Annotated in this window: 22 protein-coding genes; 11 read left to right on the top strand and 11 right to left on the bottom strand. The window is 65.8% G+C overall.

Annotated elements, in window-relative coordinates; translation table 11 throughout:
• Window positions 1-27: 27 nt before the first annotated feature.
• Complete coding sequence (aguA, locus tag AC3WTO_RS29025; RefSeq protein ID WP_492464416.1) at window positions 28-1140, bottom strand: agmatine deiminase; 1113 nt, start codon at window positions 1138-1140, stop codon at window positions 28-30.
• A 102-nt stretch (window positions 1141-1242) separates the two neighbouring features.
• Window positions 1243-2508, bottom strand: coding sequence for an alkyl sulfatase dimerization domain-containing protein (locus tag AC3WTO_RS29020; protein ID WP_492464415.1), 1266 nt, complete (start codon window positions 2506-2508; stop codon window positions 1243-1245).
• Window positions 2509-3002: 494 nt separating this feature from the next.
• Between AC3WTO_RS29020 and AC3WTO_RS29015 the strand changes: the two genes are divergently transcribed.
• Complete coding sequence (locus AC3WTO_RS29015; RefSeq protein WP_492464414.1) at window positions 3003-3392, top strand: DoxX family protein; 390 nt, start codon at window positions 3003-3005, stop codon at window positions 3390-3392.
• Here the strand turns inward: AC3WTO_RS29015 and AC3WTO_RS29010 are convergent.
• Entirely contained in the window at window positions 3361-4056 is a 696-nt protein-coding gene (locus tag AC3WTO_RS29010; RefSeq protein WP_492464413.1) for a TetR/AcrR family transcriptional regulator, read from the bottom strand. The genes AC3WTO_RS29015 and AC3WTO_RS29010 overlap by 32 nt on opposite strands.
• A gap of 320 nt (window positions 4057-4376) precedes the next feature.
• Here AC3WTO_RS29010 and AC3WTO_RS29005 point away from each other — a divergent pair, with 320 nt between their 5' ends.
• Window positions 4377-5036, top strand: coding sequence for an O-methyltransferase (locus tag AC3WTO_RS29005; protein ID WP_492464412.1), 660 nt, complete (start codon window positions 4377-4379; stop codon window positions 5034-5036).
• Between the two features lie 388 nt (window positions 5037-5424).
• Complete coding sequence (locus tag AC3WTO_RS29000; protein WP_492464411.1) at window positions 5425-6288, top strand: SDR family oxidoreductase; 864 nt, start codon at window positions 5425-5427, stop codon at window positions 6286-6288.
• Between the two features lie 104 nt (window positions 6289-6392).
• Here AC3WTO_RS29000 and AC3WTO_RS28995 read toward each other — a convergent pair whose 3' ends face one another.
• Window positions 6393-6827, bottom strand: coding sequence for a helix-turn-helix domain-containing protein (locus tag AC3WTO_RS28995; protein ID WP_492464410.1), 435 nt, complete (start codon window positions 6825-6827; stop codon window positions 6393-6395).
• Window positions 6828-6951: 124 nt separating this feature from the next.
• On the opposite strand from AC3WTO_RS28995, the gene AC3WTO_RS28990 reads away from it, so the two are divergent.
• From AC3WTO_RS28990 to AC3WTO_RS28980, 3 genes are read left to right on the top strand one after another with little or no spacing between them, the layout of a single operon-like run.
• Window positions 6952-8196 carry an MFS transporter gene (locus AC3WTO_RS28990; protein ID WP_492464409.1) on the top strand — a complete coding sequence of 415 codons (1245 nt, stop codon included), beginning with the start codon at window positions 6952-6954 and terminating at the stop codon, window positions 8194-8196.
• Window positions 8193-10187, top strand: coding sequence for a TonB-dependent receptor (locus AC3WTO_RS28985; protein ID WP_492464408.1), 1995 nt, complete (start codon window positions 8193-8195; stop codon window positions 10185-10187). Before AC3WTO_RS28990 ends, AC3WTO_RS28985 begins: the two co-directional genes overlap by 4 nt.
• Window positions 10188-10197: 10 nt before the next feature.
• The gene (locus AC3WTO_RS28980) at window positions 10198-11355 is read left to right on the top strand and encodes an FAD-dependent monooxygenase (protein WP_492464407.1); all 1158 of its coding nucleotides are present in this window, start codon (window positions 10198-10200) and stop codon (window positions 11353-11355) included.
• Between the two features lie 31 nt (window positions 11356-11386).
• Here AC3WTO_RS28980 and AC3WTO_RS28975 read toward each other — a convergent pair whose 3' ends face one another.
• From AC3WTO_RS28975 to AC3WTO_RS28945, 7 genes are all read right to left on the bottom strand, one after another.
• Entirely contained in the window at window positions 11387-11863 is a 477-nt protein-coding gene (locus AC3WTO_RS28975; RefSeq protein ID WP_492464406.1) for an MgtC/SapB family protein, read from the bottom strand.
• A gap of 129 nt (window positions 11864-11992) precedes the next feature.
• Window positions 11993-13564 (bottom strand): ABC transporter substrate-binding protein, encoded by a 1572-nt coding sequence (locus AC3WTO_RS28970; protein WP_492464405.1) that lies wholly within the window; start codon window positions 13562-13564, stop codon window positions 11993-11995.
• Window positions 13565-13589: 25 nt separating this feature from the next.
• Window positions 13590-15215 (bottom strand): ABC transporter ATP-binding protein, encoded by a 1626-nt coding sequence (locus AC3WTO_RS28965; protein WP_492464404.1) that lies wholly within the window; start codon window positions 15213-15215, stop codon window positions 13590-13592.
• Window positions 15208-16032: an ABC transporter permease gene (locus AC3WTO_RS28960; protein ID WP_492464403.1), complete on the bottom strand. Its 825-nt coding sequence runs from the start codon at window positions 16030-16032 to the stop codon at window positions 15208-15210. Before AC3WTO_RS28960 ends, AC3WTO_RS28965 begins: the two co-directional genes overlap by 8 nt.
• Window positions 16029-17027: an ABC transporter permease gene (locus AC3WTO_RS28955; RefSeq protein WP_492464402.1), complete on the bottom strand. Its 999-nt coding sequence runs from the start codon at window positions 17025-17027 to the stop codon at window positions 16029-16031. The genes AC3WTO_RS28960 and AC3WTO_RS28955 overlap by 4 nt, the downstream gene beginning before the upstream one ends.
• Before the next feature lie 144 nt (window positions 17028-17171).
• On the bottom strand, window positions 17172-18410 hold the full coding sequence (locus AC3WTO_RS28950; protein ID WP_492464401.1) for an NAD(P)/FAD-dependent oxidoreductase: 1239 nt from the start codon (window positions 18408-18410) through the stop codon (window positions 17172-17174).
• Window positions 18407-20392: an alpha/beta hydrolase family protein gene (locus tag AC3WTO_RS28945; RefSeq protein ID WP_492464400.1), complete on the bottom strand. Its 1986-nt coding sequence runs from the start codon at window positions 20390-20392 to the stop codon at window positions 18407-18409. The genes AC3WTO_RS28950 and AC3WTO_RS28945 overlap by 4 nt, the downstream gene beginning before the upstream one ends.
• 282 nt (window positions 20393-20674) lie before the next feature.
• On the opposite strand from AC3WTO_RS28945, the gene AC3WTO_RS28940 reads away from it, so the two are divergent.
• The 5 genes from AC3WTO_RS28940 (at window position 20675) to AC3WTO_RS28920 (ending at window position 26412) form a co-directional block, all read left to right on the top strand.
• The gene (locus AC3WTO_RS28940; RefSeq protein WP_492464399.1) at window positions 20675-21376 is read left to right on the top strand and encodes a TetR/AcrR family transcriptional regulator; all 702 of its coding nucleotides are present in this window, start codon (window positions 20675-20677) and stop codon (window positions 21374-21376) included.
• A 39-nt stretch (window positions 21377-21415) separates the two neighbouring features.
• Window positions 21416-22669, top strand: coding sequence for a sarcosine oxidase subunit beta family protein (locus AC3WTO_RS28935; protein ID WP_492464398.1), 1254 nt, complete (start codon window positions 21416-21418; stop codon window positions 22667-22669).
• 74 nt (window positions 22670-22743) lie between these two features.
• Window positions 22744-23007: a sarcosine oxidase subunit delta gene (locus AC3WTO_RS28930; protein WP_492464397.1), complete on the top strand. Its 264-nt coding sequence runs from the start codon at window positions 22744-22746 to the stop codon at window positions 23005-23007.
• Window positions 23004-25880, top strand: coding sequence for a sarcosine oxidase subunit alpha family protein (locus tag AC3WTO_RS28925; protein ID WP_492464396.1), 2877 nt, complete (start codon window positions 23004-23006; stop codon window positions 25878-25880). The genes AC3WTO_RS28930 and AC3WTO_RS28925 overlap by 4 nt, the downstream gene beginning before the upstream one ends.
• A complete protein-coding gene (locus tag AC3WTO_RS28920; protein ID WP_492464395.1) occupies window positions 25873-26412 on the top strand; it encodes a hypothetical protein in 540 nt (179 codons plus the stop codon). Before AC3WTO_RS28925 ends, AC3WTO_RS28920 begins: the two co-directional genes overlap by 8 nt.
• Window positions 26413-26475 lie beyond the last annotated feature (63 nt).

Below are 26475 nucleotides of genomic sequence, written 5' to 3'. Positions count from 1 at the left end.
TGTTGGCCTGCGGGGCATTCGCCCTCTTCAGGCCGGTTTGCCGCCCGCATAGACGGGCAGCGTGATGCAGGCGACGTTGCCGCCGCCCAGCAGAATTTCGCGCGAGTTTTCGATGCCGACAATACGATGAGCCGGAAATAGTTCGGCGAGCTTCGCCTTGGCCGCGATGTCGAGCTTTTCGTCGGCAAACTGTGGCACCACCACCACGCTGTTGCCGGGATAATAGTTGATGTAGGTGGCGGCGACCCGGTTGCCTTCGGGCCGCGCCCAGGTGGCGTCGACGCGATCGACGCCTGCGGCCTCCTCGGCCGTCATCTCGATGGGCAGCGGATGGCGGATGCGATGGACTTCCAGCCGGCGGCCGCGCGCATCGGTGACTGAGCGCAATATGTCCTCGGCCTCGCGCACGATCTCATATTGCGGGTCGTCGCGCTCGTCGGTCCAGCTCAGCGCCACCACGCCCGGCCGCACGAAACAGCAGAGATCGTCGATATGGCCGTCGGTCTCGTCGAAGGCGAAGCCGCGCGGCAGCCAGATCACGGTGTCGAGACCGAGATAATCGCAAAGCTGCCGTTCCACCGCCTCCTTGCCGAGATGGCCGTTGCGGTTGCGGTTCAAAAGGCACTGTTCGGTGGTGACCAGCGTGCCCTGCCCGTCGCATTGCAGGCCACCGCCTTCGGCGATCAAGGGCGAACGGTAGCGGTCCATCCGTTCCGTCTCCAGCACCTTGCGGGCGACGAGATCATCGAGGTCCCAGGGTGCATAGAGGCCGCCGTCGAAGCCGCCATAGGCGTTGAAGGTCCAGTCGACGCCGCGCACCGCACCCTTGTCGTCGATGACGAAATTCGGACCGCTGTCGCGCAGCCAGCTGTCATTGGTGGCCATCTCGACGAGACGGATATGCCCCGGCAGCATGGCGCGGGCATTGAGCCATTGCCGGCGCGACACCGCGATGGTGACCGGTTCGCTCTCGGCGATGGCTGCCGCCACCTTGACGAATTCTTTCTGCGCCGGCTTGGCGCCCAGCCGCCAGGTGTCGGGCCGTTCCGGCCAGATCAGCCAGCAGCCGGCCTTGGGCTCGAATTCGCCCGGCGCCCGGAACCCGTCCTGTTTCGGCGTGGTGGAAAGCGTGCGTGACATGCGGGCCCCTTCGACAATCGAAGCCGGATGAGGCCGCACCGAGGGGTGCACGGTCAATGTCCCAATTGGGACATGGCGAGGTCAGGCGAGCCGCACTCCAGTCTAGACCCGCGACAGGAACTGCGCCGTGGTCAGGTAATAATTGCGGGCTGTGGCGTTGAGCTGGCGCTCGCCGAGTTCGGTCAACGCGCGCGCCTTGACCTGCCTGGCTGCCGGGTCCGCCGGGTTCACGGCCAGCAGGCAATCGCTGAGCTCGGCGGCCCACTGGAAGTCGCCTTGTTCGACAGCCGCGCCGGCGCGCGCCAGCATGGCCTCCGGCCCGCCTGCCATATCGATCATCCTCGCGGCGCGCTCGGCCGGCGGCAGCGGGTTGAGATGGGTGGCGTTGCCGTCGAACCAGCCGACATAGTCGGCATAGATGCCGCGCACCGCCCAGGCCACGCTGCCGTAATATTCCTGCAGATAGGGGCTGGCGGCGAGATCGGGCGCAAGCCTGACCTCACGGACCAGTTCGTCCGGCGTCCTGCCCTGCCGGATGCCGGCGAGCGTCTGCTCGAGCACGGTGCTGATGCCGTCGCGATAGTCGGTCAGCGCCTTGCGCACTTCCGCCTTGCCGACGACAGGGCGCATGTGACCCTGCACCATGGCGCCGGCATCGAGCGCCAGCATTCTGTCGAGGCTGGCGATCCATCGCTCCGGAGGCCGCAATTTGAGGCCACGGATCGGCGACAGGTTCGGGTATGATTTCAGGACGTCGTCACCGGGGATCAGCACGTCCCTGGCGGCGATCCAGACGGCGGTGTTCTCCGGCGACTCTCCCGGCGTGTGCATGAGTTGCATCACCACACCCGCCACCTCGATTATCTCGCTGTCTCCGGCAAAGGTATGGGTCGGCGCAATGAACCCCTCGCGGGTGTGCGGCGTGACGCGGCCATATTCGCGCTGGGTTCCGGCATTGATGAAAAGCGCGTCCGGCAGCGCCGTTCCGAAGGCGTCGCCGCCATCGCGCGGTCCCCTTGCGAATTCCGGACCGGACTCCAGCAGCGTGCGATGAGCCCAGATGTCCGGCGTGTCGGCCCCGGCAAAGACCGTCGCACCGCCGGAGTGGTCCGGGTGGTTGTGCGTGTAGATGATCGCCCTGACGGGTCGCAGCAGTCGGCTTCCGAAGGCTTCGACAATGGCCTGCGCATCCACGGGATTGGCAGCGGTGTCGACGATGACCGATCCGCCCTCGCCCCGGATCAGCGTGACGTTGCTTGCCGAATAGCCGACCGCAGCGAAGACGCCCTCGGCGACCTCGATGACTTCCCTGCGGAATTCGGCGGAACTCGCCCGCAATTGTTCGCGTCCGGCAAACTCAGTCGACATCGAGGCGCGTCCTTTCTTTTGGCGGCCATGTTAGAGCCAGTTTCGGAACTCTGGACAACCGGCGATGCTTTGGTGCGTCCTTCGAGACTCGCGTTGCGAGCACCTCAGGATGAGGACGGCTGGCGCAGCTTCCCAGCTTTGGAGCATTTCAGAATTCAGCTTTGGAGCGTCTCAGAATAGGAGGCCCGGCACGACCTCCCTCATCCTGAGGTGCTCGCCCGCACGTCGACTGAAAGTACAGCCCAAGCCCTTGCCGGGCGAGCCTCGAAGGACGCACCGCAAACCTGCCACGTCGAATTTCAAACGAACTCATAGGGCATTTCATGCACGAATTGGAGCGCGGTTCCTGACGTTTGGGACAGGAATGAACCGGATCGATGCTCGACTGGCATGCGGCGCGGCCATCCGCTGACGCCGGTCTCTCGACAAGTTCATTGTTGCGTGATCGCGCGCTCGCCTAAGCATCCAAGCATGATCTTCAACCGAGGATAACGATGTCCCTCGACATGCAACCGCGACTGCTCAGCATCCTGCGCGTGGCAATCGCGCTGACATTTTCCCAGCATGCGGTGATCAAGTTACTTGGCTGCACCAGCATCGGCTGCATGCCGCAGCCCTTCACGCCGGTCTGGCTGAGCGGCATCGTGGAAATCATGCTGGGCTCGATGCTGCTGTTCGGGCTGGCCTCGCGCTCCGTCGCGCTGCTGCTGGCCGGTGTCACGGCAATCGCCTACTTCACGACGCAGACGCAGCCGGGCTTCTTCCTCGACGACGGCAAGCTCGCGGTCGTCTACGGTTTCGCTTTCCTGTATCTCGCCGTGGCCGGGCCCGGCCCCTGGAGCATCGACGGCATCACCGCGACCAGCCCCGTGCGGGCGCGCTGAGGCCCGAAGATTCGCCTCCGCCTTCCGGCAAACCGCCCCGGCGCCCAAGCGTTTCGAGATAGGCACAGAACATGTCCGCCATGGCATCGGCATAAGCGTCGATCTCGGCAGCGGTGCGCGGGCTCTCGGAGAACTCCTTGCCCAGCGCCGCCATGGCCGACATGATGAGGTCGGTGGCGGTATCGCGCATGGCGTGCGGCACGCCGGGCAGCACTTCCACCATGAAGGTTTCGATGATGCCGTCGCCCTCGGCACGGGCTTCGCGGGCTTCCGGCGCATCGCGGTAGAGCGGGGCAACGCTGTCTAGCGCGGCGCGCACCTCGGCTTCCGCGCATTCCGACTGGATGAAAGCCCGCACCAGTGTTCGCAGGCGCTGCAGCGGCGGCTTGCCCTGATCCTGCAGGACGCTGCGCAGCATCTCCGTGGTCTGACGCCATTCGTCGCTTTGCAGGCGAAACAGGATCGCGGCCTTGTTGGGAAAATACTGGTAGAGCGAACCGATGCTGGCTCCGGTGCGCTCCGCCACGCGCGCCATGGTGAAACGCTTGATGCCTTCGCGCGCCAGCACCTGGACAGCGGCCTCGAGGATCGCGGCCACCAGTTCGGCCGAGCGGGCCTGCTGCGGTTTTCTGGTCTGCGAGATTGTCGGGCGTCGTGGTGGCATGCCGGTCCTGATTGTGGAACGCGAACAGCTAAGCCCATAGCCGGCAGCGCGCAAGGATGAAGCTGGGTCTGCACCGCCGCGCCTTTGTCGGCGTTCCAGAATGGATCGGCATCCGATAGTTCCTCGGCCCCCGGCAAATCTGAACAATTGGCGTGCTATTCATCGTCCAGGGCAGTTCCAGCCAAGCTGGCCGGCCCACATTCTCAAGCAAAAACAATAACATGAACGGAGGTCAAGGCTTTCTCCAACCAATGCGATTAGCAGGCGTAGCTGGCGCGGCGTACCTAAAGGCCACGCGAAAACATCGATCGGAGAGAGACGTGAACACATTGACGACAACCCCGCTGGCGCCTTTGCTGGAGCGCCTGTTCCACGAGGCGGCGACATCCGGCTCGAGCGCGGCCACCATCGGCGCCGCTGATCGGGCCCGGCTGTTCGACAGCAAGACCGAATATCTCGACCTCTACGGGCGCATGAAGGATCTCTGGCTTCCCGTCTCCGAGAAGACCGGAACCCTGCTCTACATGCTGGCACGCGGCAGCGGCGCCCGCTCGGTCGTCGAGTTCGGCACCTCGTTCGGCATATCGACGCTGCATCTTGCGGCTGCGCTGCGCGACAATGGCGGCGGCCGGCTGATCACCACCGAATTCGAGCCGTCCAAGGTGGCGCGCGCCAGACAGCACATCGAAGCCGGCGGCCTGGCCGACCTCGTCGAGATCCGCGAAGGCGACGCGCTGAAGACTCTTGCCACCGATCTTCCGCAGGCGATCGACCTCGTGCTGCTCGACGGCGCCAAGGCGATCTATCCGGAGGTTCTGAGCCTGCTGGAGCCGTGGCTGAAACCCGGCGCCATCGTGGTGGCGGACAATGCCGACATGTGCCCCGAATATCTGCAGCGGGTGCGCGATCCGGCGCAAGGCTATCTGTCGCTGCCCTTCGACGAGGATGTCGAGCTGTCGGTCTGGGTCGGCAGAGGCTGATCGAAGACACGAGCCGGCGCTGCTTCACCGCCGTTCCGGAATGGATCCCCGACACTCTTCGCTTCGCTACGAGGTCGAGGATGACGAGGGTATTGAGTGCTTCGGCCAATCACCAATGTCGATGATGACAGAGAGGTTGCTGGCGGCGTTGATTAGCCCCCGACCTTGATGTTGACGCCGGCGATGACAATGAGCGCCGACAGCTCATGAAGTCCGTCATCCTCGACCTCGGAGGGAGCAAAGCGACCGGAGAGTGTCGGGGATCCATTCCGGAACGGTGATGCGACCAGAGCCGGATCAGAACCAGGGTATGCGATGCATGCCCTCCCCATGGATCAACACAACACACGCCACCCGCAACGGGTGCGCGCAACGGAGACCACTTGCCATGCATGTATTCGTAACAGGCGCCACCGGCTGGGTGGGCTCGGCTGTCGTCGACGACCTGATCGAGGCCGGCCACACGGTGACCGGGCTTGCCCGCGACCCGGAAAAGGCGTCCGCGCTGGCCTGGAAAGGCGCGCATGTGGTTCGCGCCACGCTGGAGGACGACGAGGCCCTGCGCAGCGCGGCCGCGGCCGCCGATGCGGTGATCCACACCGCCTTCAACCACGACTTCTCGAAGTTCGTCGAAAGTGCCGCGCTCGACCAGCATGTGATCGCGACCCTCGGCAGCGGGCTGGCCGGATCGCGACGTCCGCTTCTGGTGACGTCGGGCCTGCTCGGACTGCCGCGCGGGGCGACAGAGGCGGACATTCCCAATCCATCGCTGCGGAAATCGGAAGTCGCGGCGCGGGCGCTGGCCGAGCGCGGCGTGCGTGTCGCGACGGTGCGGCTGGCGCCGTCGGTGCATGGCCTCGGCGACTACGGCTTCGTGCCGCTGCTCATCCGCATGGCACGCGAAAAGGGTGTCTCGGCCTATATCGATGACGGTTCGAATGCCTGGTCAGGCGTGCACCGGCTGGATGCGGCACGCGTCTACCGGCTGGCGCTGGAACAGGGCGTGACCGAACAGGCATACCATGCAGTCGCCGACGAGAGTGTGCCGTTCAAGGAGATCGCCACGGTGATCGGCCGCCGGCTCGGTCTGCCGGTCGAAGCGCGCCCGGCGGAGCATTTTGGCTGGTTCGCGCATTTCGCCGGCACCAACATGTCGGCGTCGGCGGAGCAGACACGCAAGCTGCTCGGCTGGAAGCCGAAGGGTCCCGACCTCATCGCCGATCTCGACCAGCCGGGTTACTTTGCCGGCTGAGCGGCGCCTGTTCCGGGGACGACGTCATGTCCCGGAACGTACCGGAAACCGCCTTGGAAACGCGCCAGGGTCAACGTATCGTCATGCGTCCCCTGGAGGTGCGCTTAAGCAACTGCGACCGCGCGCAGCCGGGACGGCTGCGTGCCAAAGCGGCGCAGGAACAGCTGCGAGAAATGGCTGGGATTGCCGTATCCGACGGCGAGCGCCGCCTGCGTCACGTTCATCTCGCCGCTCTCGATCAACCGGCGGCCTTCCAGAAGCCGTTGCTCCTGCAGGAAGGCATAGACGGCGTAGCCATACATGGCCTTGAACCCTGTTTTCAGGCGCTTCTGGGTCAGGCCGGCATCGCGGGCGAGTTCATCCAGCGTCCAGGGCCGCGCCAGGTCGGCGATCATCAGGTCGCGCGCCCGCTGCAGCGGCCGGCGATCGCGTGGCGACACCGATATGGTCGGCGTGGCGTCGGCCGGGTTCGGGCCGAGCACGACGACATGATCCTGGTCCGACTGCGCCAGGGTCCGCTGTTCCACCCGTAGATTCATGACCGACCCCGCCAACCGTGTCCGCGAAAAAACGGACCGGATCACAATATCCTTGAACCTGATTACAATAGTCAAGTTTTAGCAAAAGGCCTATGGGGGCGCGTGTTTTTCATTGCGAGGGGCAATGTCCGCGACATCCATGAACCTCTCGGCCCGGGCCGGAACATGGGCCGTTCTCGGCCTGCTGGCGGGTCTTTATGCCGCCCAGTCCGTCACCGGCAGCATGGTGCAATCCGCTTTGCCGGTCGCCCTGCGCGATGCCGGCATGCCGCTCGACCAGATCGGCTACCTGGCAGTGCTGTTCCTGCCCTGGGCACTGAAATTCCTGTGGGCACCGCTGGTCGACCGTTTCTTCACGGAACGCTCCTGGATCCTGGCCTGCCAGGCGGGCGTCGCCGCCTGCTTCCTCGCAGCCGCGGCCTTCCCGCCCCAGACCCATCTGCTGCCGCTTTCGGTGGTGCTGCTGGTGATGGCGACGCTGGCGGCGACGCAGGATATCGCGACGGATTCGCTTGCGGTCAGGGCAACGAGCGCGGAAACGCGCGGCGCGGCCAGCGGCGCATCGACGGCAGGCGCCTATGTCGGCTTCCTGATCGGCGGCGGGCTCTGGCTGATGGTCTACAGCGCCGCGGGCTGGGCCGTCTCCATGGTGGTCATGGCCGGCTTCATCGCGCTTCTCAGCCTGCCGGTGCTGTTCTCGTCCGGTCTGGCAGCGCGGCGTGACAGGGAGACATCGTCCGTTCGCCGCGTTGCGCTGAGGAGCGTGCTCTCCAACCGGCTGCTGATGAAGGGGGTCGTCTTCCTGCTCGTCTACCAGATCGGCATCCGCATGGGATCGGCGATGACCGGCCCCTATCTGGTCGACAAGGGCATGTCGCTCGACACGATCGGCATGGTGCGTGGCGCAGGTGGAGCGGTCGCCGGCTTCATTGCCGCGACGCTTGGCGCATTGGTGGTCCAGGCCACCGGCATAAGACGGGCGGTCGTGATTGCGGCACTTCTGAATGCCGCCCTTCTTGCGGCGCTGGCCTCGCTGGAAATCGTCGGATCGATATCGCAGACGCTCGCCGCCGGCCTTCTCATCGCCCAGGGAGCAGCCGTCGCCCTGTCCTTCGTCGCGCTCTACGCCGCGATGATGAACTGGTGCAATCCCGACCAGACCGCCACCGACTTCGCCGCCCTGCAGAGCCTCGACGCCATCATCGCGATCGCAGCATCGGCCGTCGCCGGCCATCTCGGCAAGCTGTTCGGATATGGCGCGCTGTTCGGCGCATCGGCGGCCTTCCTGCTTGCCGCCCTGCTGCTTGTCTCCCGCTTCCTGGCCGTCCCCGGCCGGGCGCCCTCCCATGAAAGAGTACTGGAACCATGATGCGTCATCGCCTCTGCGGCATCTCCGCCATCCTCGCCGCCGCGCTGCCGCAGCCGGCGGCCGCCCAACAGGCTGCCCAGGGCACGCTGCTCGAGCGCATCGTCATCACTTCGACCAAGCGCAGCCAGGACAATTTCGCGGTGCCTTCGACGGTCGACGTCGCCAATGCCGACGCGCTGCGCATCCGCAACATCGACAAGGTCGCGGATCTCGACCGCATCTTCCCCGATGTGAACATCCGCACCCGCTCCAGCCGCGCCTATGCGAATTTCACCATTCGTGGCCAGGCCTCGCTCGATTTCTACAATCCGAGCACGCAGGTCTATGTCGACGGCCTGCCGCAGGACAGTTTCAACCTGTCGCGCAGCCTGCCCGGCGGCGTTGAAAGCGTCGAGCTGCTCTACGGCCCGCAGGCGACGCTCTACGGTCGCGGCGCTCTCGGCGGCGTCATCAACATCACCACCCGAAAGCCCGACAATGAGCTGCGCTTCGGCCTGGATGGCGGCGTCACCAACAGGGGTGTCAGCGGCACGGCCTACGCCAATGTGCCGATCATCGACGGCGTGCTCTATGGCGATGCCACCTTCACCGGGCAACACGAGAAGGACCCCTACACGACGATGATGACGAACGAGCGCGTCGGCGGTTCGGACGACATCAACGGGCAAATGCGGCTGCGCTATGCCCCGGACGGCAGCCCGCTCGACGTGATGGTGTCGGCCGGGCGTGGCCGCGTCACCTCGACCGAGGAACATTTCGTCATGGAGCGGATGCTGAAGGACCGCATCGCGTTGCCGATCCCGTCGAAATACACGCTCGACACCTGGAATTTCGGCATCAACGCCAGCTACGACCTCGGCAATGCCACGGTCACCGCCCTGACCGGCTACCAGAAGAGCGATTTCGACCGCACGGTCTTCGGTTCCTACACGCCCGAAAAGCAGTGGACGCTCAGCCAGGAACTGCGCATCGCCTCCAATCCGGACCAGGGCAATGCGATCGACTATGTCGCCGGCCTCTATTACCAGCATCTCGATTTCGTCCGGAACCTGCCGGCGATGCGGCAGGTGGCGCGGCAGAAGATCGATTCCTACGCGGCCTTCGCCGACGTGACCTGGCATGCGACCGACCGGCTCGACATCACACCCGGGCTGCGCTTCGACTATGAGCGGGCCGCCGCACAGGCGTCCGGCATGATCAATTTCGGCAAGGACAACAGCTTCACCGCGCTTTCACCCAAGCTCGGCGCCAGTTACGGGCTGACCGACGAACTGCGTGTGTACGGCCTGTTCTCGACGGGCTTCAAGGCGGGCGGCTTCACCCGTACCGTCACCTCGCTGAACAACGCCTTCACCTATGATCCGCAGACCACCTACAACGGCGAAGTCGGCCTCAAGTACCGCAATGCGGCCGAAACGCTCGAGGCGCAGGTCTCGACCTATTACAACGTCACCAAGGACTACCAGATGTTCGTCGGCATGCAGCCGTTCCAATATCTGCAGAATGTCGGTGAGGTCGCCGCCAAGGGCGTCGACGTCAAGCTGCGCGCCAGGCCGACCGATGAACTCGGCGTCACCGTAGGGCTCGGCTACAACCGCTCGGAGTTCACCGAATACCGGGACCCGACCGGAGGCAAGGCGAACTTCACCGGCAAGACCGTGCCTTATGCGCCTGCCCTCACCGCCAACCTGATGGTCGACTACCGTTACGAACTCGGCGACGGCTCGGCGCTCATTCCCTATGCCGCGCTCAACTATGTCGACCGCGTCTATTTCGACGAGACCAACACGGTCGGCCAGAAGGGTTACGCGCTGATCGATCTCGGCTTCAGATGGGAACTGGACAAGAAGGTCGCCGCGGAAGCCTTCGTCACCAATCTCTTCGACAAGACCTACACGACCTACGGCTTCAACGCCGGTGCGCCTTACGGAAACGTCTACCAGCTCGGCGAAGGCCGCACCTTCGGCGTGCGCGCCAACCTGACGTTCTGAGGAGGCGGCCATGCGCATCCTGATCGCCGGCGGTGGCCCCGCCGGCCTGACCCTTGCCGCCTGCCTGAAGCTGCACGGCATCGACTGCATGGTCGTCGAGAAGGCCGAAAAGGGCCGCACCGGCGGCTATTCGATCGGGCTGCATGTCAATGGTTGGAACGTCGCCGAGCAGCTCGGGCTGATTGGAGAATTCAAGGCCAGTGCGATGCCGCTCGGCCCTGCCCTGCACCGCGACCGACACGGCCGCAAACTGTTCTCCTACGACTACCGCACGCTGTTCAAGGCATCGGGCGGCCGCATGCTGGCGATCATGCGCTATGCGTTCCAGGACATCCTGACGCGCCATGTCGAAGCCGATGTCGCAATCCGCTACCAGACGACCGTCACCGCCGTGAACGATGATGGCAACGGTGTCGACGTGACCTTCTCCGATGGCAGCAACGATCGCTTCGACATCGTCGTGGCAGCCGACGGCTATCGCAGTGCCCTGCGGGCCATGCTGTTCGGCCCGCATGAGGAGTTCCTGCGACCGCTCGGCTATCGCGCCAGCGCCTGGCGCGTTCCGCTGCAGGCATCGCTCGGGGCGAGCTTCGTCGGCATGATGGATGTCGACCACCAGGGCGGGCTCTACGATATCGGCGACGGCACGGCAGCGACGCTGTTCTGCTGGCGCGACGAGGCGACCGAACGTCTCGACGCGGACGGACGCCGCGATGTCCTCCAGCAGCACTTCGGCGCCTGGCCGGAACCGGTGGCCTCGGCGCTGCGCTCCGCGATCGACTGGGACACGTCCTTCTTCGACACCGTCTCCCAGATCGAGGTGCCGAAATGGTCGAAGGGCCGCGTCGTGCTGCTTGGCGATTCAGCCTGGTGCCTGACATTTTTGGCCGGCCAGGGAACGTCGACCGCCATGGCCGGTGCTTATGTGCTGGCCAGCGAACTGGCGCGCAGGCCGCATGCGGAAGCCTTCGATGCCTATGAGGCGCGCCTGCGGCCGCTGGTGACCAGGATGCAGGCGGTCTCCCGAAAGATCGGCGGCCACTACATCCCGCAAAGCAGGTTCGGCATGCGGGTACAGTCCTGGGTCCTGCCGATCATGCTGTCACGGCCCTTCGTCAGGCTGGCATCGGGCCTGTTTTCCGCGCCTGCTCTGGAGCTGGACGCCTGAGCGGACCGGCGGCAACCTTCGATCGTGGAGGTTACGAATCCTTCTTGTCGATCTGCACGAGCTGCAGCAGGCTGAGCACGATCACGGCGAGCACGGTAGCCAGAAGGGCGATCTGCCAGAAGCCGAGCCCAACGGCCAGGCCGATGGCGCCGGCCAGCCACATGCCGGCGCCGGTGGTCAGCCCATGGACCTCGCCCTTGGCGAAGAAGATCAGCCCGGCGGCCAGGAAGGCAACGCCAGCGGTCGTCGCTTCGACCAGCCGGATCGGATCGATCCTGATCTCCTGACCGGCAAAGACGTCGACATGGGTGATCTCGATGGTCAGGATGGCAATCATCGCCGTAGCCAGGCAGATCAGGATGTGGGTGCGCAGGCCTGCCGGCCGATTGCGCCATTCCCGCTCCATGCCGACAACCGCACCAAGCACCGCCGCCAGCAGCAGCCGCGCAGACACCACGGAAAAAGGCAGCCATGTCGGTTGCCCGAAGCGGTCGATGAACTCTTCCATGAATTCAAGAACGCCGGTTGGAACGGCGGGTTCCAACCGATGCGAGAACAACGAAAGAGAGCGTTTCCGCGAACGGAAACGCTCCAGTGGAGCACGCGCCGCAACGGTCACTCAAGGTGACCGCCGGTATCAGGCTTCCAGCCAGACGCGCGAGGCGACGTAGCCGTTCGACAGGTCGTTGCCGACATCGTTGACATAGCCTTTCAGCTTGCCCGTCGCGGCGTTGAGGTTGTTGTTGAAGATCGGGATGATCGAGCCGCCCTCGTCGCGCACCATGACGGCAGCGGCGTGGTAGAGTTCCTTGCGCTTGGCCTCGTCGGCCTCGACGCGCGCTTCCTTGATCAGCTTGTCGAAATCCGGCCGCTTGAAATTGGTCTCGTTGGCCGGCGAGTCCGACAGATGCTCGGTCGCGTACATAAGGTCCTGGGTCAGGCGGCTGCCGTAATAGGACATGCAGAACGGCGCCGAGCGCCAGACATTGTTCCAGTAGCCGTCGGCGGGTTCGCGCTTGACCTCGATCTGGATGCCGGCCTTCTTCGCGCTTTCCTGGTAGAGCACGGCGGCATCGACCGCTCCCGGGAAGGTTCCTTCCGAGGTGCGCAGCACGACCGGGCCGTCGTGTCCCGATTTCTTGAAATGGAATGCCGCCTTGTCCGGATCGAAAGCACGCTGCTCGATCTCCGCCGGGAAATAGGGATAGGTGTCGTTGACCGGGAAATCATTGCCGATCGTGCCGTAGCCGCCCAGCACCGTCTGCAGGATGGCCTCGCGGTCGATGGCGTATTTCAGCGCCATGCGCAGGTCGTTGTTGTCGAAGGGCGCCTTGTCGACCATCATCGGCAGCGTGTAGTGGCCGCGGCTCGGAGAATTGAGGATCTGCAGGCCCGGCGCGCGCTTCAGCAACGGCACCGTCTTTGGGCTCACCGCGTTGATGAAGTGGACGCGGCCGGCCGACACCGCCGCGATGCGGGCGGTGACGTCGTTCATGGCGATGACTTCGAAGCTGTCGACATAGCCGCGCTCCTGCCAGTCATTGCTGTTCTTTTCGAACAGCGCGCGCACGCCGGGCTCGAAGCTGACCAGCTTGTAGGGGCCGGTGCCCATGCCTTCGCCGGGATTGTCGTAGCCGCCATTGGGCTGGATGGCGAGGTTGTAGGCCGTCAGGATCAACGGCATGTCGACATTGCTTTCCGACAGCTTGATGACCAGTTCGTTGCCGTGCCCCTCGATGGATTCGATGCTCTTCAGGAAGCCGAGCGCGCCGGAGCGGGATTTCGCGTCGCTGTGGCGCTGCAATGTCTTGACGACATCGTCGATGGTCATCTTCCTGCCGTTGTGGAAGGAGACGTCGCTGCGGATCTTGAAGGTCCAGGTCTTGGCGTTGTCGGCCGACTCCCAGCTCTGCGCGAGCGACGGCAGCGGCTTGCCGGTGACCGGGTCGCTGACCACCAGGTGGTCGCCGAAGCTGCGCGCCATGCAGAACAGGAACGCGCCGATATAGGTCGCCGGATCGAGCGAGTCGGTCGCTGCGGCACCATCGATGCCGAGCTTGAGATGACCGCCCTTGACCGGCTTGGCTTGCTCACCCGATTGCGCCAGCGCAGAGCCGAGGCTGCCCAGCATCAGGCCGGCACCGATCGAGCCCCTGAGAAAGTCGCGACGGTTGGCCGTCAGGTCCATGTTGAACAGGTTCTTCGACATTTGTTTCCTCCCCTATAAGAACTGCTTATGAAGCTGCAGCCGCGCTGCGCCGTGACAGCACACCCTCGAGCCAGCCGAGCTTCATTTCCGGTGTCGAGCTCAGCAGAAGCTCGGTGTAGTCGTCGAAGGGCGGCGACAGCACGGCTGCCTGCTGTCCCTGGCGCACGATGCGGCCGCGATGCATGACCGCCACCTGGTGGGCGATGGCGCGCACGATTGAAATGTCGTGGGTGATGAACAGGTACGAGACCGCGGTGTCGCGCTGCAGCCGCGTCAGCAGCTCGAGGATGCCTTCGGCGACGAGCGGATCCAGCGCCGAAGTCGGCTCGTCGCAGACGATGAGCTCGGGCTCGGCGGCGAGCGCGCGGGCAATTGCAACGCGCTGCTTCTGGCCGCCGGACAGCTCGGCCGGATAGCGGCTCATGAATTGCGGCCCCATCTCGATGCTGTCGAGCAGTTGCCTGACACGTTCGGTGCGTGCGCTGCCGTTCAACCCGAAATACAGCGTCAGCGGCCGGCCGATGATGTCGCCGACGCTCTGGCGCGGGTTCATCGCCGTGTCGGCCATCTGGTAGATCATCTGGATGCGGCGCAACTGCTCCAGGGAGCGGTCCTTGCGGGCCGGCGGCAGCCCCTGCCCCTTCCAGGCGATCGTGCCCTCGCGCTGCGGCAGCAGGCCGGTGACCACCCTGGCCAGCGTCGACTTGCCGGAGCCGGATTCGCCGACGATGGCCAGCGTCTGCCCCCTGGGCAGCGACAGCGAGACGTCCCTGAGCACCGGCGCATTGGCATAGCCGGCCGTCAGCCCGTCGACCTTGAGAAGTTCTTCCGTCTGCGCCGGCGGCAGCTGGCTCGCCGCCTGGCGAACCTGCACCAGCGCTTTGGTGTAGTCTTCGCGCGGCGCCTCGATGACCTGGCGGGTGGTGCCATATTCCACCATCCTGCCATGCCGCAGCACCATGATGTCGTCGGCCACCTGGGCGACGACGGCGAGGTCGTGGGTGATGTAGAGTGCGGCGGTCGCGGTTTCCGCGATGGCATGCTTGATGGCCGCCAGCACACCGACCTGGGTGGTCACGTCGAGCGCGGTGGTCGGTTCATCGAAGACGATGAGCTCGGGTTTCGGGCAAAGCGCCATGGCGGTCATGGCGCGCTGCAACTGCCCACCGGAAACCTGGTGCGGGTAGCGCTCGCCGAAACTGTCCGGCTCGGGCAGGCCAAGCACGCCGAACAGATAGGCCGCACGTTTGTTCGCGGCGGCGCGCGACAGGATGCCGTGCCGCACGGTCGCTTCGATGACCTGCCAGCCAAGCTTGTAGGCCGGGTTGAAGGCGGCCGCCGCGGACTGGGCGACATAAGCGACGCGGGCGCCGCGCCGGCTGCGCACCGCGGAATTGTCCAGCCGGGCGATGTCGACGCCGTCCAGCAGCACCTGCCCGCCGGTGATGCGGGCGCCGCCGCGCCCATAGGCCAGCGCTGACAGGCCGATGGTCGACTTGCCGGCACCGGATTCGCCGATCAACCCGAGCACTTTTCCCTTGCCGACATCGAAGGAAACGTCGTCGACCAGCGTCAGCCTGGCCGAAGACCCATCCGGGTTCTGCACGGGGACTTCGATGCGAAGGTTCCTGACCGCGAGCATCTCAGCCATTGCCGCCTCCCTTCAGGCTGGCGGCGGCATTGATCATCCAGTCGACCACCAGGTTGACCGAAATGACCAGGAAGGCGATCGCCGCGCCCGGAACCAGCGAAGCCGAGACGCCGAAGATGATGCCGTCCTTGTTGTCCTTGACCATGCCGCCCCAGTCGGCGACCGGCGGCTGGATGCCGAGCCCGAGGAACGACAGTGTCGACAGGAACAGGATCGAATAGGCAAAACGCAGGCCGAATTCGCCAAGCAGCGGCGCCAGCGTGTTGGGCAGGATCTCGCGGAAGATGATCCACAGCTTGCCTTCACCGCGCAGCCAAGCCGCCTCGACGAAATCCATGACGCTGACGTCGAGCGCGACGGCGCGGCCGATGCGGTAGACACGGGTCGAGTCGATCGTCGCCATGACGATGATGAGGACCCAGACGTTCTGTGGCAGCACGGCAAGAACAACCAGAGCGAGGATCAGGCCGGGGATCGACATCATCAGGTCGTTGAAGCGCGACAGCACCTGGTCGACGAGGCCGCCGCTGACGACGGAGGTGAAGGAGAGCACGATACCGATGGCGAAGGACAGAACAGTGGCGGCCAGCGCGACGAACAGCGTCGACCTTGCGCCGTAGATCAGGCGCGACAGCAGATCGCGGCCGAGGCTGTCGGTGCCGAGCAGGAAGTCGCCGCCCATCGGCGCCCACACCTCGCCGACGATGGCACTCTGGTCATGGGGTGCAAGCAGCGGCGCGAAGATGGCGCAGGCGACAACGAGCAGGATGCCCGCGCAGCCGATACGCGCACTGACCGGCATCGACCTCAGTCTCATCGTGGGTGCCTCAGACGCGGATTGGCCAGGATGGAGACGACATCGGCGACAAGGTTGAGCACGATGTAGATGGCGGCGAAGATCAGCCCGCATCCCTGCACGACGGGCATGTCGCGCACGGTCACCGCATCCACCATGTACTGGCCGATGCCGGGATAGACGAACACCACCTCGACCACGACCACGCCGACGACAAGCGCGGCAAGATTGAGCGCGATCACCGTGACGATCGGCGCGATGGCGTTGGGTGCGGCATGCTCGGCAATGATGCGGAGCGCCGACAGGCCCTTGAGCTCGGCGGTTTCGACATAGGGCGACGACATCACGTTGAGGATGGCCGAGCGCGTCATGCGCATCATGTGCGCCAGCACCGCGACGACGAGGGTGACGACCGGAAGCGCGATCGCCGACAGCCGTTCGCCTAGCGCCATGCCGTCATAGACGGTCGCTGGAAACGCGGCGACGCCGAGCCGCACCGTGAAGAACTGGATGAGCAGGTAGCCTATGAAGAATTCGGGCAATGACACCGCAGCCAGCGACAGCATGCTGATTGCCTTGTCGGGCAGGCGGTTGCGGTAGAGCACCGCCAGCATGCCGAGCGCCAGCGCCAGCGGGATGGCGATCAGCGCCGACACACCGGCCAAAAGCAGCGAGTTGCCCAGCCGTTTCCAGATCTGCTCGCCGACCGAATTGCGGTTGGACCATGAGGTGCCGAAATCACCCTGCGCGACGCCGCCGAGCCAGTCGACGTAACGCTCGACCAGCGGGCGATCGAGCTTCAGCTCCTTGCGGATGTTCTCGACCGCCTGCGGGGTCGCCTCCTGGCCTAGATAGGTCGAGGCGAAATCGCCCGGCAGCGCCTCGACGCCGCCGAAGATGACCACCGAGGCGGCGACCAGCAGCAGCACGCCCAGCAGCACGCGGCGCAGGATCAGCCATGCCAGCAGATGGCCCGACGGCTTCCACGCCGTCGGTTGGCCGGACGACACACTCATGAGGTCACCGCGGGTTTGCTGAGTTGTACCAACGGTCATTCTGAATGACCGTTGGAGCGCGCGACTGTGCGCCGCGCCCGTTGGCGCGAAGCGTCCTGGATGTGTCGACATCCAGGACCTGCGGTATATGGCTGGCGAGGCGGATCAAGCGTGCTCAGCCTGTGAAAAATGCGAACTGCGGTTGGACCATTTCGGCATCGCCGCCTCCACCTCCGCCTCGCTGGCGAAGGTTCCGCGCTCGAAGCGGTCGAGCCGGAAGCGGGTGGGATCGACGAAGGGGCTCTGGCCGAGGATCAGTTCGGCGGAGAGGCGGCCGAGGCCTGGACCATGGCTGACGCCGCTTTCATTGTCGCCGCCGACCGCAACGACATTGGCGGTGCCCGGCACCTTGCCGACCAGCAGTCCGCGGTCAGGCGTGTAACAAGGCACGCCCTGCGCCCAGCTGGCGATCTTCGCGCCACGCAGCGGCGGGAAGATGTCGGGCAGCCGGCCGAGGTCCTCATCGGCCATGGCCTGCATCAGGCCGGGTTTCTTCGGCTGGCCGGGCGCGATCCAGTCGTCGCCGAGCTTGTAGTAAGAATGGTAGTGGCCACCGGTACCCCACATGATGGCGCCGAAGGTCTCGCGCAGCCACAGCGCCAGTTCGCGGCACTGCACCGTCGGGATCGTCGACGGCAGGCCCCTGTCGTCGGTGACGATCCGGGTCGCCAGCACGCGCAGCAGCGGCAGTTGCCAGCCGAAATCGCGCAGCAGCTCGTTGTTCCAGGCGCCGGCCGCGATCACCACGCCGTCGGCCTGATGGGTGCCGTTGCTGGTCTCGACGGTGACGCCGCTGCCGGTGTCATGGATCGCGGTGACCTTGGTGCGGTCGTGGAAGACACCGCCCAGCCGGGCGATCTCGCCGGCCAGCACGCGCAGGCCGAGCGTGGTGTCGAACTGGATGCCGAGCGGATTGTAAGCGGCCGAATGCACCCGCGCCGGATCGACGAGGCCCTGCATCAGGGTGCCGATACGGGCGGCATCCAGGTCCTGCATCTGCGCCGGCGCGTAGGGCGATTCCAGTACCGGGCGCACGAAGTTCTCACGGCCTTCCTCGGTGAGCGCCATGATCAGCGTGCCGTTGGGGCGGTAGCCGATCTCCTGGCCGAGGTCGTGCAGCGCCTTGTAGTAATCGAGGCCGTATTGCTGGAGGTCGAAACCTTCCTGGCCGAGCGGGATCATGCCCGCCGACCAATGCGATACGAAACCGGCGCCGGCGCCGCTTGTCGCCTTGGCCAGTTCGTCGGCCTCGATGATGGTGACGTCCGCGCCCGCCTTCAGCAGGTGATGGGCGGTGCAGCAACCGATAATGCCCCCGCCGACGACGATGATCTTCTTCTTCATTCTTTCTCTCCCTTCGCCGCTGTGCCCTGCACATGCTGATCGAGCCAGCGCAGGATCCGGGCGGCGCTGTCCAGATATTCGGGATAGCTGCGCATGCTGTGACCGGCATTCGGATAGATGACGAGCTCGGCGGGCGAGTCCGAACGGACCGCCGCGAAATAACACTCCTCCGCCTGGCTGGGCGGCGTGCTGCGATCGAGGCCGCCGGCCATCACCAGCGTCGGCACCGGCTTCCTGTGCCTGAAGAAGGCCGGGCTGCGCTCGAAATAGGCGCCGGCCGCGGACCAGGGCGAAGCATCGAGCATGATCTCGTCGAATTCCGGGATCTGTGTCGTGCGGTGCTGGCTGTACCAGTCGCCAACCGGCGACAGCGGAATGGCGGCGGCGAAGCGCTCGCTCCGCGTCGGCAACCAGGCCGACATGAAGCCGCCATAGCTGGAACCAGCCACGGCGACGCGGGCCGCGTCGACCCATCCCCTGGCGATCAGCGCATCGACGCCGCTGACGATGTCGAGCGCATCGGCGCCGCCCATGTCACCCTTGACCGCACGGGCAAAGGCGTCGCCGCGGCCGGTGCTGCCGCGCGGATTGGGGAACAGGATCGTCCAGCCGAGGCTGGCCAGGATCGGCGCTGCGCGCGTGCGCACCATCCACTGATTGTGATGGGCAGAGATCGGTCCGCCATGCACCTCGACCAGCAGCGGCGTCGGGCCTTCGGCATGCTTCGGGCGCACGACCCAGCCCTGGATTTCCAGGCCGTCGGGCGCGGTCCAGCTGAAGGGCTCCATCGCACCGCAGGGCGACATGGCGCGCCCGGCCTCGGGTGCGGCCAGCGACGCCAGCTCGCGGACTTCGCCCGCAGCCGCCTCGGCGAGGAAAGGCGCTCGCGCATAGGCCTCGGCGGTGAAGAGGCAGGCGTCCTTGCCGATCGGGTAGGATGTCGGGACCCAGTCGCTGTGGGTGAGCGCAGCCGAGTTCCAGATCTCCTTCGGCGATGACGTGGCGAGGTCGAAATCCCCGGTCAGCGTCTCGTGGCCGCGCAGGCCGGCATAGTGGATGATTTTGGGCGAGCGCCACTCGACCGAGGTGACGTCGGCTCCCAGGCTGTCGAGGACGCGGACCGCGCCGCTGTCAGGGTCGAGCAGGCAAAGTTGACCATAGACGATACCGCGGTCGCTGCAGAATGCGCTGACGAATGCGACCGCATGACCATCGGGGGCGCCGCGCACGAAGCCGAGCTGATCGGGCGGCGTATGCATCGTGGTCGCAGCGCCGGTCCGGGCATCGATGAGAGTCAGTACCGATCGGTACCAACTGCCTTCGCTGTGATGATCGCTGCTGATGGCGGCGATGCGGCCGGCGCCGCACCAGCTCGCCTCCCAGACATTGAGCGGCGCCGCCGTCAGCTGGCGTGGCTCGCTTTGGCCATCCCATGTCCAGACGGTCCGCCACAGCTCGCTGCCGGTGTCGGAACGGACTTCCGGGATCCAGGCGGGCGCGTCCAGCTTCTGCTTCTGGGCAAAGCCGCCGTGGATGCCGGCGAGATCGGCGCCGGTGCCGGCCACCACCAGCAGAAGCTTCGAGGCATCCGCGGCCCAGTCGATCTGCTCGACGCGCCCGGCAACGGTTGCCGTCTCGCGGCAGCTGCCGTCGACCCAGATCTCGATGCGGTCGGTGGTGGCATCATCGCCGGCGACAGCAACGGCCAGCTTGCCGCCATCGGCGGAAAGGCGGATCTGCCGGGTCTCGCGATCGTTGAGGCGCTCGACAGCCTTGCTTCCACGCAGAGCGCGGCACAGCCTGCTGCTGATGCCACTCTCGAAACCCTGGTCGAAACTCTGGCCGATGAAATAGACCTCGCCTGCGGATTCATGTCCGCACAGAGCGCGTCCGCCGAAGATGTGGCCGCCCGGCGCCAACAGCGCCTCGTACAAAGTCAGCGTGGCCGCAAACTCAGGCGACGATCGCAAGTCCCGCTCCATCGAGCCCTCCTCCAGGGTCAATCCAGCAACGCAGGGCACGTCTCTTATTTTGCCGGCTCACGATGTGAGCCAGCCCAAACTTCTTTGGTTTGCCGAGATTGCCTCTGCGTTGTCGATAACATTGCAGGCAATTCCGCAGCTGTCTAGACACCAATGTACAGATTGCTTAGAGATTGATGCCAGGGAGACATTTCGGAGGACGAGCAAGGCTTTCAAAAAGGTTCAAACCGGCTGCCAACAGCCGGAGACAGTCCATATAGTATCCCCAACGGGAGACGGACCATGCCGAAAAGAGAATCGAAGCAGGGCCTTGCAGAACGCAACACCAAGTCACCGGCCGCCGCCGGCGACGTCACGTCAAGAACATCGAAGCAGGACTGGCTGGATCTCGCCATCAAGACGCTGATCGAGGACGGCATCGACCAGGTGAAGATCCAGGTCATGGCCAAGAAGCTCGATGTGTCGCGGTCGAGCTTCTACTGGTTCTTCGAGAGCCTGGAGGATTTGCATGCACAGTTGCTGGAGAACTGGCTGCGCACGAACACGGACCCGGTCGTCACCTATGCCGGCAAGGAGGCGCCCAGCATCAACAGGGCGATCCTCAACGTGTTCCAGTGCTGGGTCGACGACAGCCTGTTCGATCCACAGCTGGATATCGCCATCCGCATCTGGGCGCGCCGCGATCCTTCGATCCGGACCGTCATCGATGAGGCCGACCGCCGCCGCATCGAGGCGATCACCGCCATGTACAGCCGCTACGGGTATGATGACGAGAACGCCTTCATCCGCGCCCGCGTGCTCTATTTCATGCAGATCGGCCACTACACGCTCGATGTCGACGAAGCGCTCGACGTGCGCGTCTCGCATGTCCCGGCCTACCTGCTCGCCTTCAGCGGCCAGGACGCCGTGCCGGAAGACATCGCCGCGTTCGACGAATTCGTCGTCCGCTTCACCAGGAACAAGCCTGGCCAGGCCAGGGCCTGACCGCGCCAGCCCCCTCCACCCGCTGATGGAAACCGGACAATGACTCGCCGCTACTCTGCCCTGTCGCTGTTCAAGGAAGGGCTCGCCGGCCAGAAAGGCTGGGAGCCGGCCTGGCGCTCGCCGCAGCCGAAGAAAAACTATGACGCGATCATCATCGGCGGCGGCGGTCATGGCCTGTCGACGGCCTATTATCTGGCCCGGAACCACGGCATCACCAATGTGGCCGTGCTCGAAAAGGGCTGGATCGGCGGCGGCAACACCGGCCGCAACACCACCGTGGTGCGCTCCAACTATTATTATCCCGAAAGCGTCGCGCTCTACGGCCTGGCGCACCGGCTCTATGAAGGCCTGTCGGCCGAACTCAACTACAACGTCATGCTGTCGCAGCGCGGCATGGTCACGCTCTGCCACAGCATCGCCGAGATGGAGATTTCGGCGCGCACCGTCAACGCCATGCAGATCAACGGCACCGATGCCGAACTCTATTCGGCCGAGGATGTGCGCCGTGTCGTGCCGAATTACAATTTCGCGCCCGATGCCCGCTTCCCGGTGTTCGGCGGCGTCTGGCAGGGCCGCGCCGGCACCGCGCGCCACGATGCGGTGGCCTGGGGTTATGCGCGCGGCGCGAGCCGGCTCGGTGTCGACATCATCCAGAACTGCGAGATCACCGATTTCATCGTCGAGGGCGGGCGCTGCCGCGGCGTCCAGACGACGCATGGCGTCATCCGCGCCGACCGCATCGGCATGGCGGTGGCCGGGCACTCCTCGGTGCTCGCCGCCAAGGCCGGCTTCCGGCTGCCGATCAACTCCTACGCGCTGCAGGCCTGCGTCTCGGAGCCGGTCAAGCCGGTGCTCGACACGGTGGTGCTGTCGCCGGGCACCGGTGTCTATGTCAGCCAGTCGGACAAGGGCGAGATCGTACTCGGCGGCGCGCTCGACCGCGTGCCCTCCTACGGCCAGCGCGGCAACCTGCCGACATTGGAAGGCGTAATCGCCGGGCTGCTGGAGATGTTCCCGAGCTTCGGCCAGCTCAAGCTGATGCGGCAATGGGCCGGCATCGTCGACGTGGTGCCGGACTCCTCGCCGATCATCGGTGAATCGCCGCTACCCGGCCTGTTCCTGAACTGCGGCTGGGGCACCGGCGGCTTCAAGGCCATCCCGGCCGGCGGCACGCTGCTGGCGCACCTGCTGGCAACGGGCAAGCACAACGACATCAGCCGGCCCTTCGACCTCGACCGCTTCACCACCGGACGCCTGCTCGATGAAGCGGCCGGCTCAGGCATCGCGCATTAGGACGTGAGCGTTTCCGTTTTTCACGGAAACGCGGAAACGCTCTTTCCCTGGAATTGCATTTAGGACCACACAGCATGCAACTCTTCCCATGCCCGTTTTGCGGGCCGCGACCCGAGACCGAATTCCACTATGGCGGCGAGGCCGGCAATGCCCGCCCGGACGGCGCCGACGTGAGCGCCGGGCGCTGGGCCAGCTATCTCTACGAGCGCAGCAACCCCAAGGGCGCGACGCGCGAGGTCTGGGTCCATGCGACGTGTTCGGAATTCTTCGTGATGGAGCGAGACACGGTCAGCCACAAGCTTGCCGGCACCACCGCGCTGGCGGAGCATGCCGAATGAGTGCCTCCCGCATCGCCTCCGGCGGCAGCGCCATCGACCGCTCCCGGCCGCTTTCCTTCAGCTTCGACGGCCGCACCGTCCAGGCCTATGCCGGCGACACCATCGCGTCGGCGCTGCTGGCGGCGGACATCGCCGTCGTCGGCCGCAGCTTCAAATACCATCGCCCGCGCGGCATCTGGGGCGCCGGCGTCGAGGAGCCGAACGCGCTGATCGATGTGGCGGGCGGCATTCCCAACACACGCGCCACCACCGAGCCGGCGCGCGACGGGCTGAGCGTCCGCGCCGTCAACGCCGTGCCGAACGCGGTGGCCGACCGCAACGCCTTCATCGACCGTTTCGCCCGCTTCATCCCGGCCGCCTTCTACTACAAGACCTTCATGTGGCCGGACTGGCACCTGTTCGAGCCGCGCATTCGCGCCATGGCCGGGCTGGGCAGCGCCGACCCGGACTGGAAGCCGGTGGGAGCCGCAGACCAGATCGGCTCAGCCGACCAGATCAACAAACATTGCGACGTGCTGGTGGTCGGCGCCGGGCCGGCCGGGCTTGCCGCGGCACGCGCCGCCGCCGGAGCCGGAAAATCCGTCATCCTGGTCGACGACCAGCCCCTGCCCGGCGGAACGCTGCTGCATCGCGACGCCGAGATCGACGGCCAACCGGCCACGGCCTGGATCGACGCCACGGTCGCCGAACTCAGGCAAGGCGGCCATCCGGTGCTGACCTCGACGACGGCCTTCGGCATCTACGACCACAATCTGGTCGGGCTGAACCAGCGCCATCTCGACGGCCGGCCGGACACGCTGTGGCGTATCAGGCCCGGCCAGGTCGTGCTTGCCACCGGCGCCATCGAGCGGCCGCTGCCTTTTGCCAACAACGACCTGCCCGGCATCCTGTCGGCGGACGCGGCGCTCGTCTATCTGCGCCGCTACGGCGTGCTGGCCGGCCGGCGCATCGTCGTCGCCACCAACAACGACAGCGCCTATGAGGTCGCAGCAGCACTTGCCGCCGCGGGCGCCGAGGTCACGCTGGTCGATCCGCGCACGGATGACTTGCCCGCTGTCGCAGCCAACATCAGGAAGCTCGGCGGACACACCGTCAGCGCCGCGCGCGGCGGCATGCGCGTGCAGGCGGTGACGCTGGACGACAGCACCGTGCTGCCCTGCGACTGCGTGGTGGTCTCCGGCGGCTGGACGCCGACGGTCCACCTATTCTGCCAGGCGCGCGGCAAGCTTGCCTGGGACGAGGGCCGCGCGGCATTCCTGCCCGGCGATCCGGTCGACGGTATCACGGTGGCCGGAGCGGCTGCCGGTGCCATCGCCCTGTCCGAAGTCTTTGCCAGCGCCGCCAAGGCGGTATCCGGTCCGGCGGCATCCCGCAGCACCGGCGTGGAAGCAAGCGGCGCCATCATGCCGACATGGCCGACAGCCGGCGCCAAGGGCCGCATCTGGATCGACTACCAGAACGACGTGACGGCCAAGGATGTCGAGCTGGCGGCGCGCGAGAACTTCATCTCGGTCGAGCACCTCAAGCGCTACACGACGCTCGGCATGGCGACCGACCAGGGCAAGACCTCGAACCTGGCAGGCCTCGCCTTGATGGCCGACATCACCGGCCGCAGCGTGCCCGAGGTCGGCACCACCACCTATCGCCCGCCGTTCACGCCGGTTCCATTGACCAGCTTCGCCGGCGCGGTTGCCGGCGAACTGATGGCGCCGGTGCGGCGGCTGCCGCTCGAAAACCTCCATCGCACCAGCGGCGCGGTGTTCCAGGAATATGGTGGCTGGCTGCGGCCCGCGCATTATGGCGGGGCCGATGCCGAGGCGGCGATCCGCAACGAAGCGCAGCAAGCCCGAGCCTCGGTGGCGCTGTTCGACGGTTCGACGCTCGGCAAGATCGAGGTGATGGGACCGAAGGCCGCCGAATTCGTCGACTTCATCTATTACAATACCATGTCGACGCTGAAGGCCGGCCGCTGCCGCTACGGTTTCATGCTGTCGGAGAACGGCGTCGTCTTCGACGACGGCATCCTCGTCCGCCTCGACGAACACCATTTCGTCGTCTCCTGCTCCTCCTCCCATGTCGCGGCGGTGCATGCCCGGCTGGAGGAATGGCGGCAGGACCGCTTCGGACGCGAGGCGGTCTACATCCACAACGCCACCGCCGACATGGCGACGCTCACCGTCACCGGGCCGAAGTCGAAGGCGCTGGTCGCGGCACTCGACCTCGGTGTCGCGCTCGCCGATGAGCAATTGCCGCATATGGCGATCGCCACCGGCAGCTTCGGCGGCGATGCCGTGCGCGTGGCGCGCGTCAGCTTCACCGGCGACCGCAGCTACGAAATCTCGATCCGGGCCGATAGGGCCGAAGCGCTGTGGAACGCCATGCAGAAAGCCGGCAAGGCCTTCGATGCCGTGACCATGGGGCTCGAAGCCATGACCCTGCTGCGCGCCGAGAAAGGCTACATCGTCATCGGCAAAGACACCGACGGCACCACCATGCCGCATGATCTCGGCGTCGACGGTCCGCGCACCAAGCGCACCACCGACTATGTCGGGCGCCGTTCGCTGTTCACCGAAGTCGCAACCGCGGATCGCCGCCTGCAGTTCGTCGGCCTGACGGTGGCCGATGGCGAGGCGCCGCTGGCCACCGGCGCGCATGCCATCACCAAAAAGCAAGGCGCGGTGCGCAGCCAGGGCTTCGTCACCTCCAGCTACCAGAGCCCGACCCTGCAGCGGCCGATCGCACTGGCGCTGATCGAAGCCGGCGCCTCGCGCCATGGCGAGACGATAGACCTGCAGCATCTCGGCATGCTGCGGCGCGCGACGATCACCGCTCCGTGCGCCTTCGACCCCACCGGAGAACGGCTCAATGCGTGACCTTGCCCAGAAATGGACCGCCATGCCGAACTGGCATGAAGCCGAAATCGCGGTGCCCGGCCTGAGCGTGCGCACGCGCGACGGGCTGGCGCAATATCTGGTCAGCGGCGATCTCGCTGCCTGGAGCGCGGCTTCCGGCCTTACCGTGCGCGGCGTCGGCGTCTTCGGCAAAGCCGAGGGCGAGCGCTACACCGTACAGCTCGCCCGCGACCGGTTGCTGGTGGTGTCGAACGCACCGCTCGACATCGCGACAGGGTGGCATGACAAGGGTTTCGGCGTGACGGCAACCAGCGCCGGCCTGCATGTCTTCGACGTCGACGGACCGGCAAAAGCCGAACTGATCGCGCGCGCCACGCCGGTCGACCCGCGCGTGGAAAGCGCCTCGGCGTCGCTGCTGTTCGGCGGTGTCGGCGCGATTGCCTATCACCACCGCGACACGCTGCGCATCCATGTCGAGCGCGGCCTTGCCGCCTATCTGTGGACTTGGCTCGGGACGGCGGCAGGGCAACCGGCGCTGTCCGGCCGGGGATAGGCTTGCGGTATGCTGCCTTGCCGGGCGTTTTTACGCCCGGATTGCGCAAAGACGGAGGGGCAG

The sequence above is a fragment of the Mesorhizobium sp. EU05-FHT14A09 genome (genome assembly GCF_058790995.1).
The sequence above is the reverse complement of the archived record's forward strand: the minus strand, read 5'-3'. Positions and strand labels throughout refer to the sequence as shown.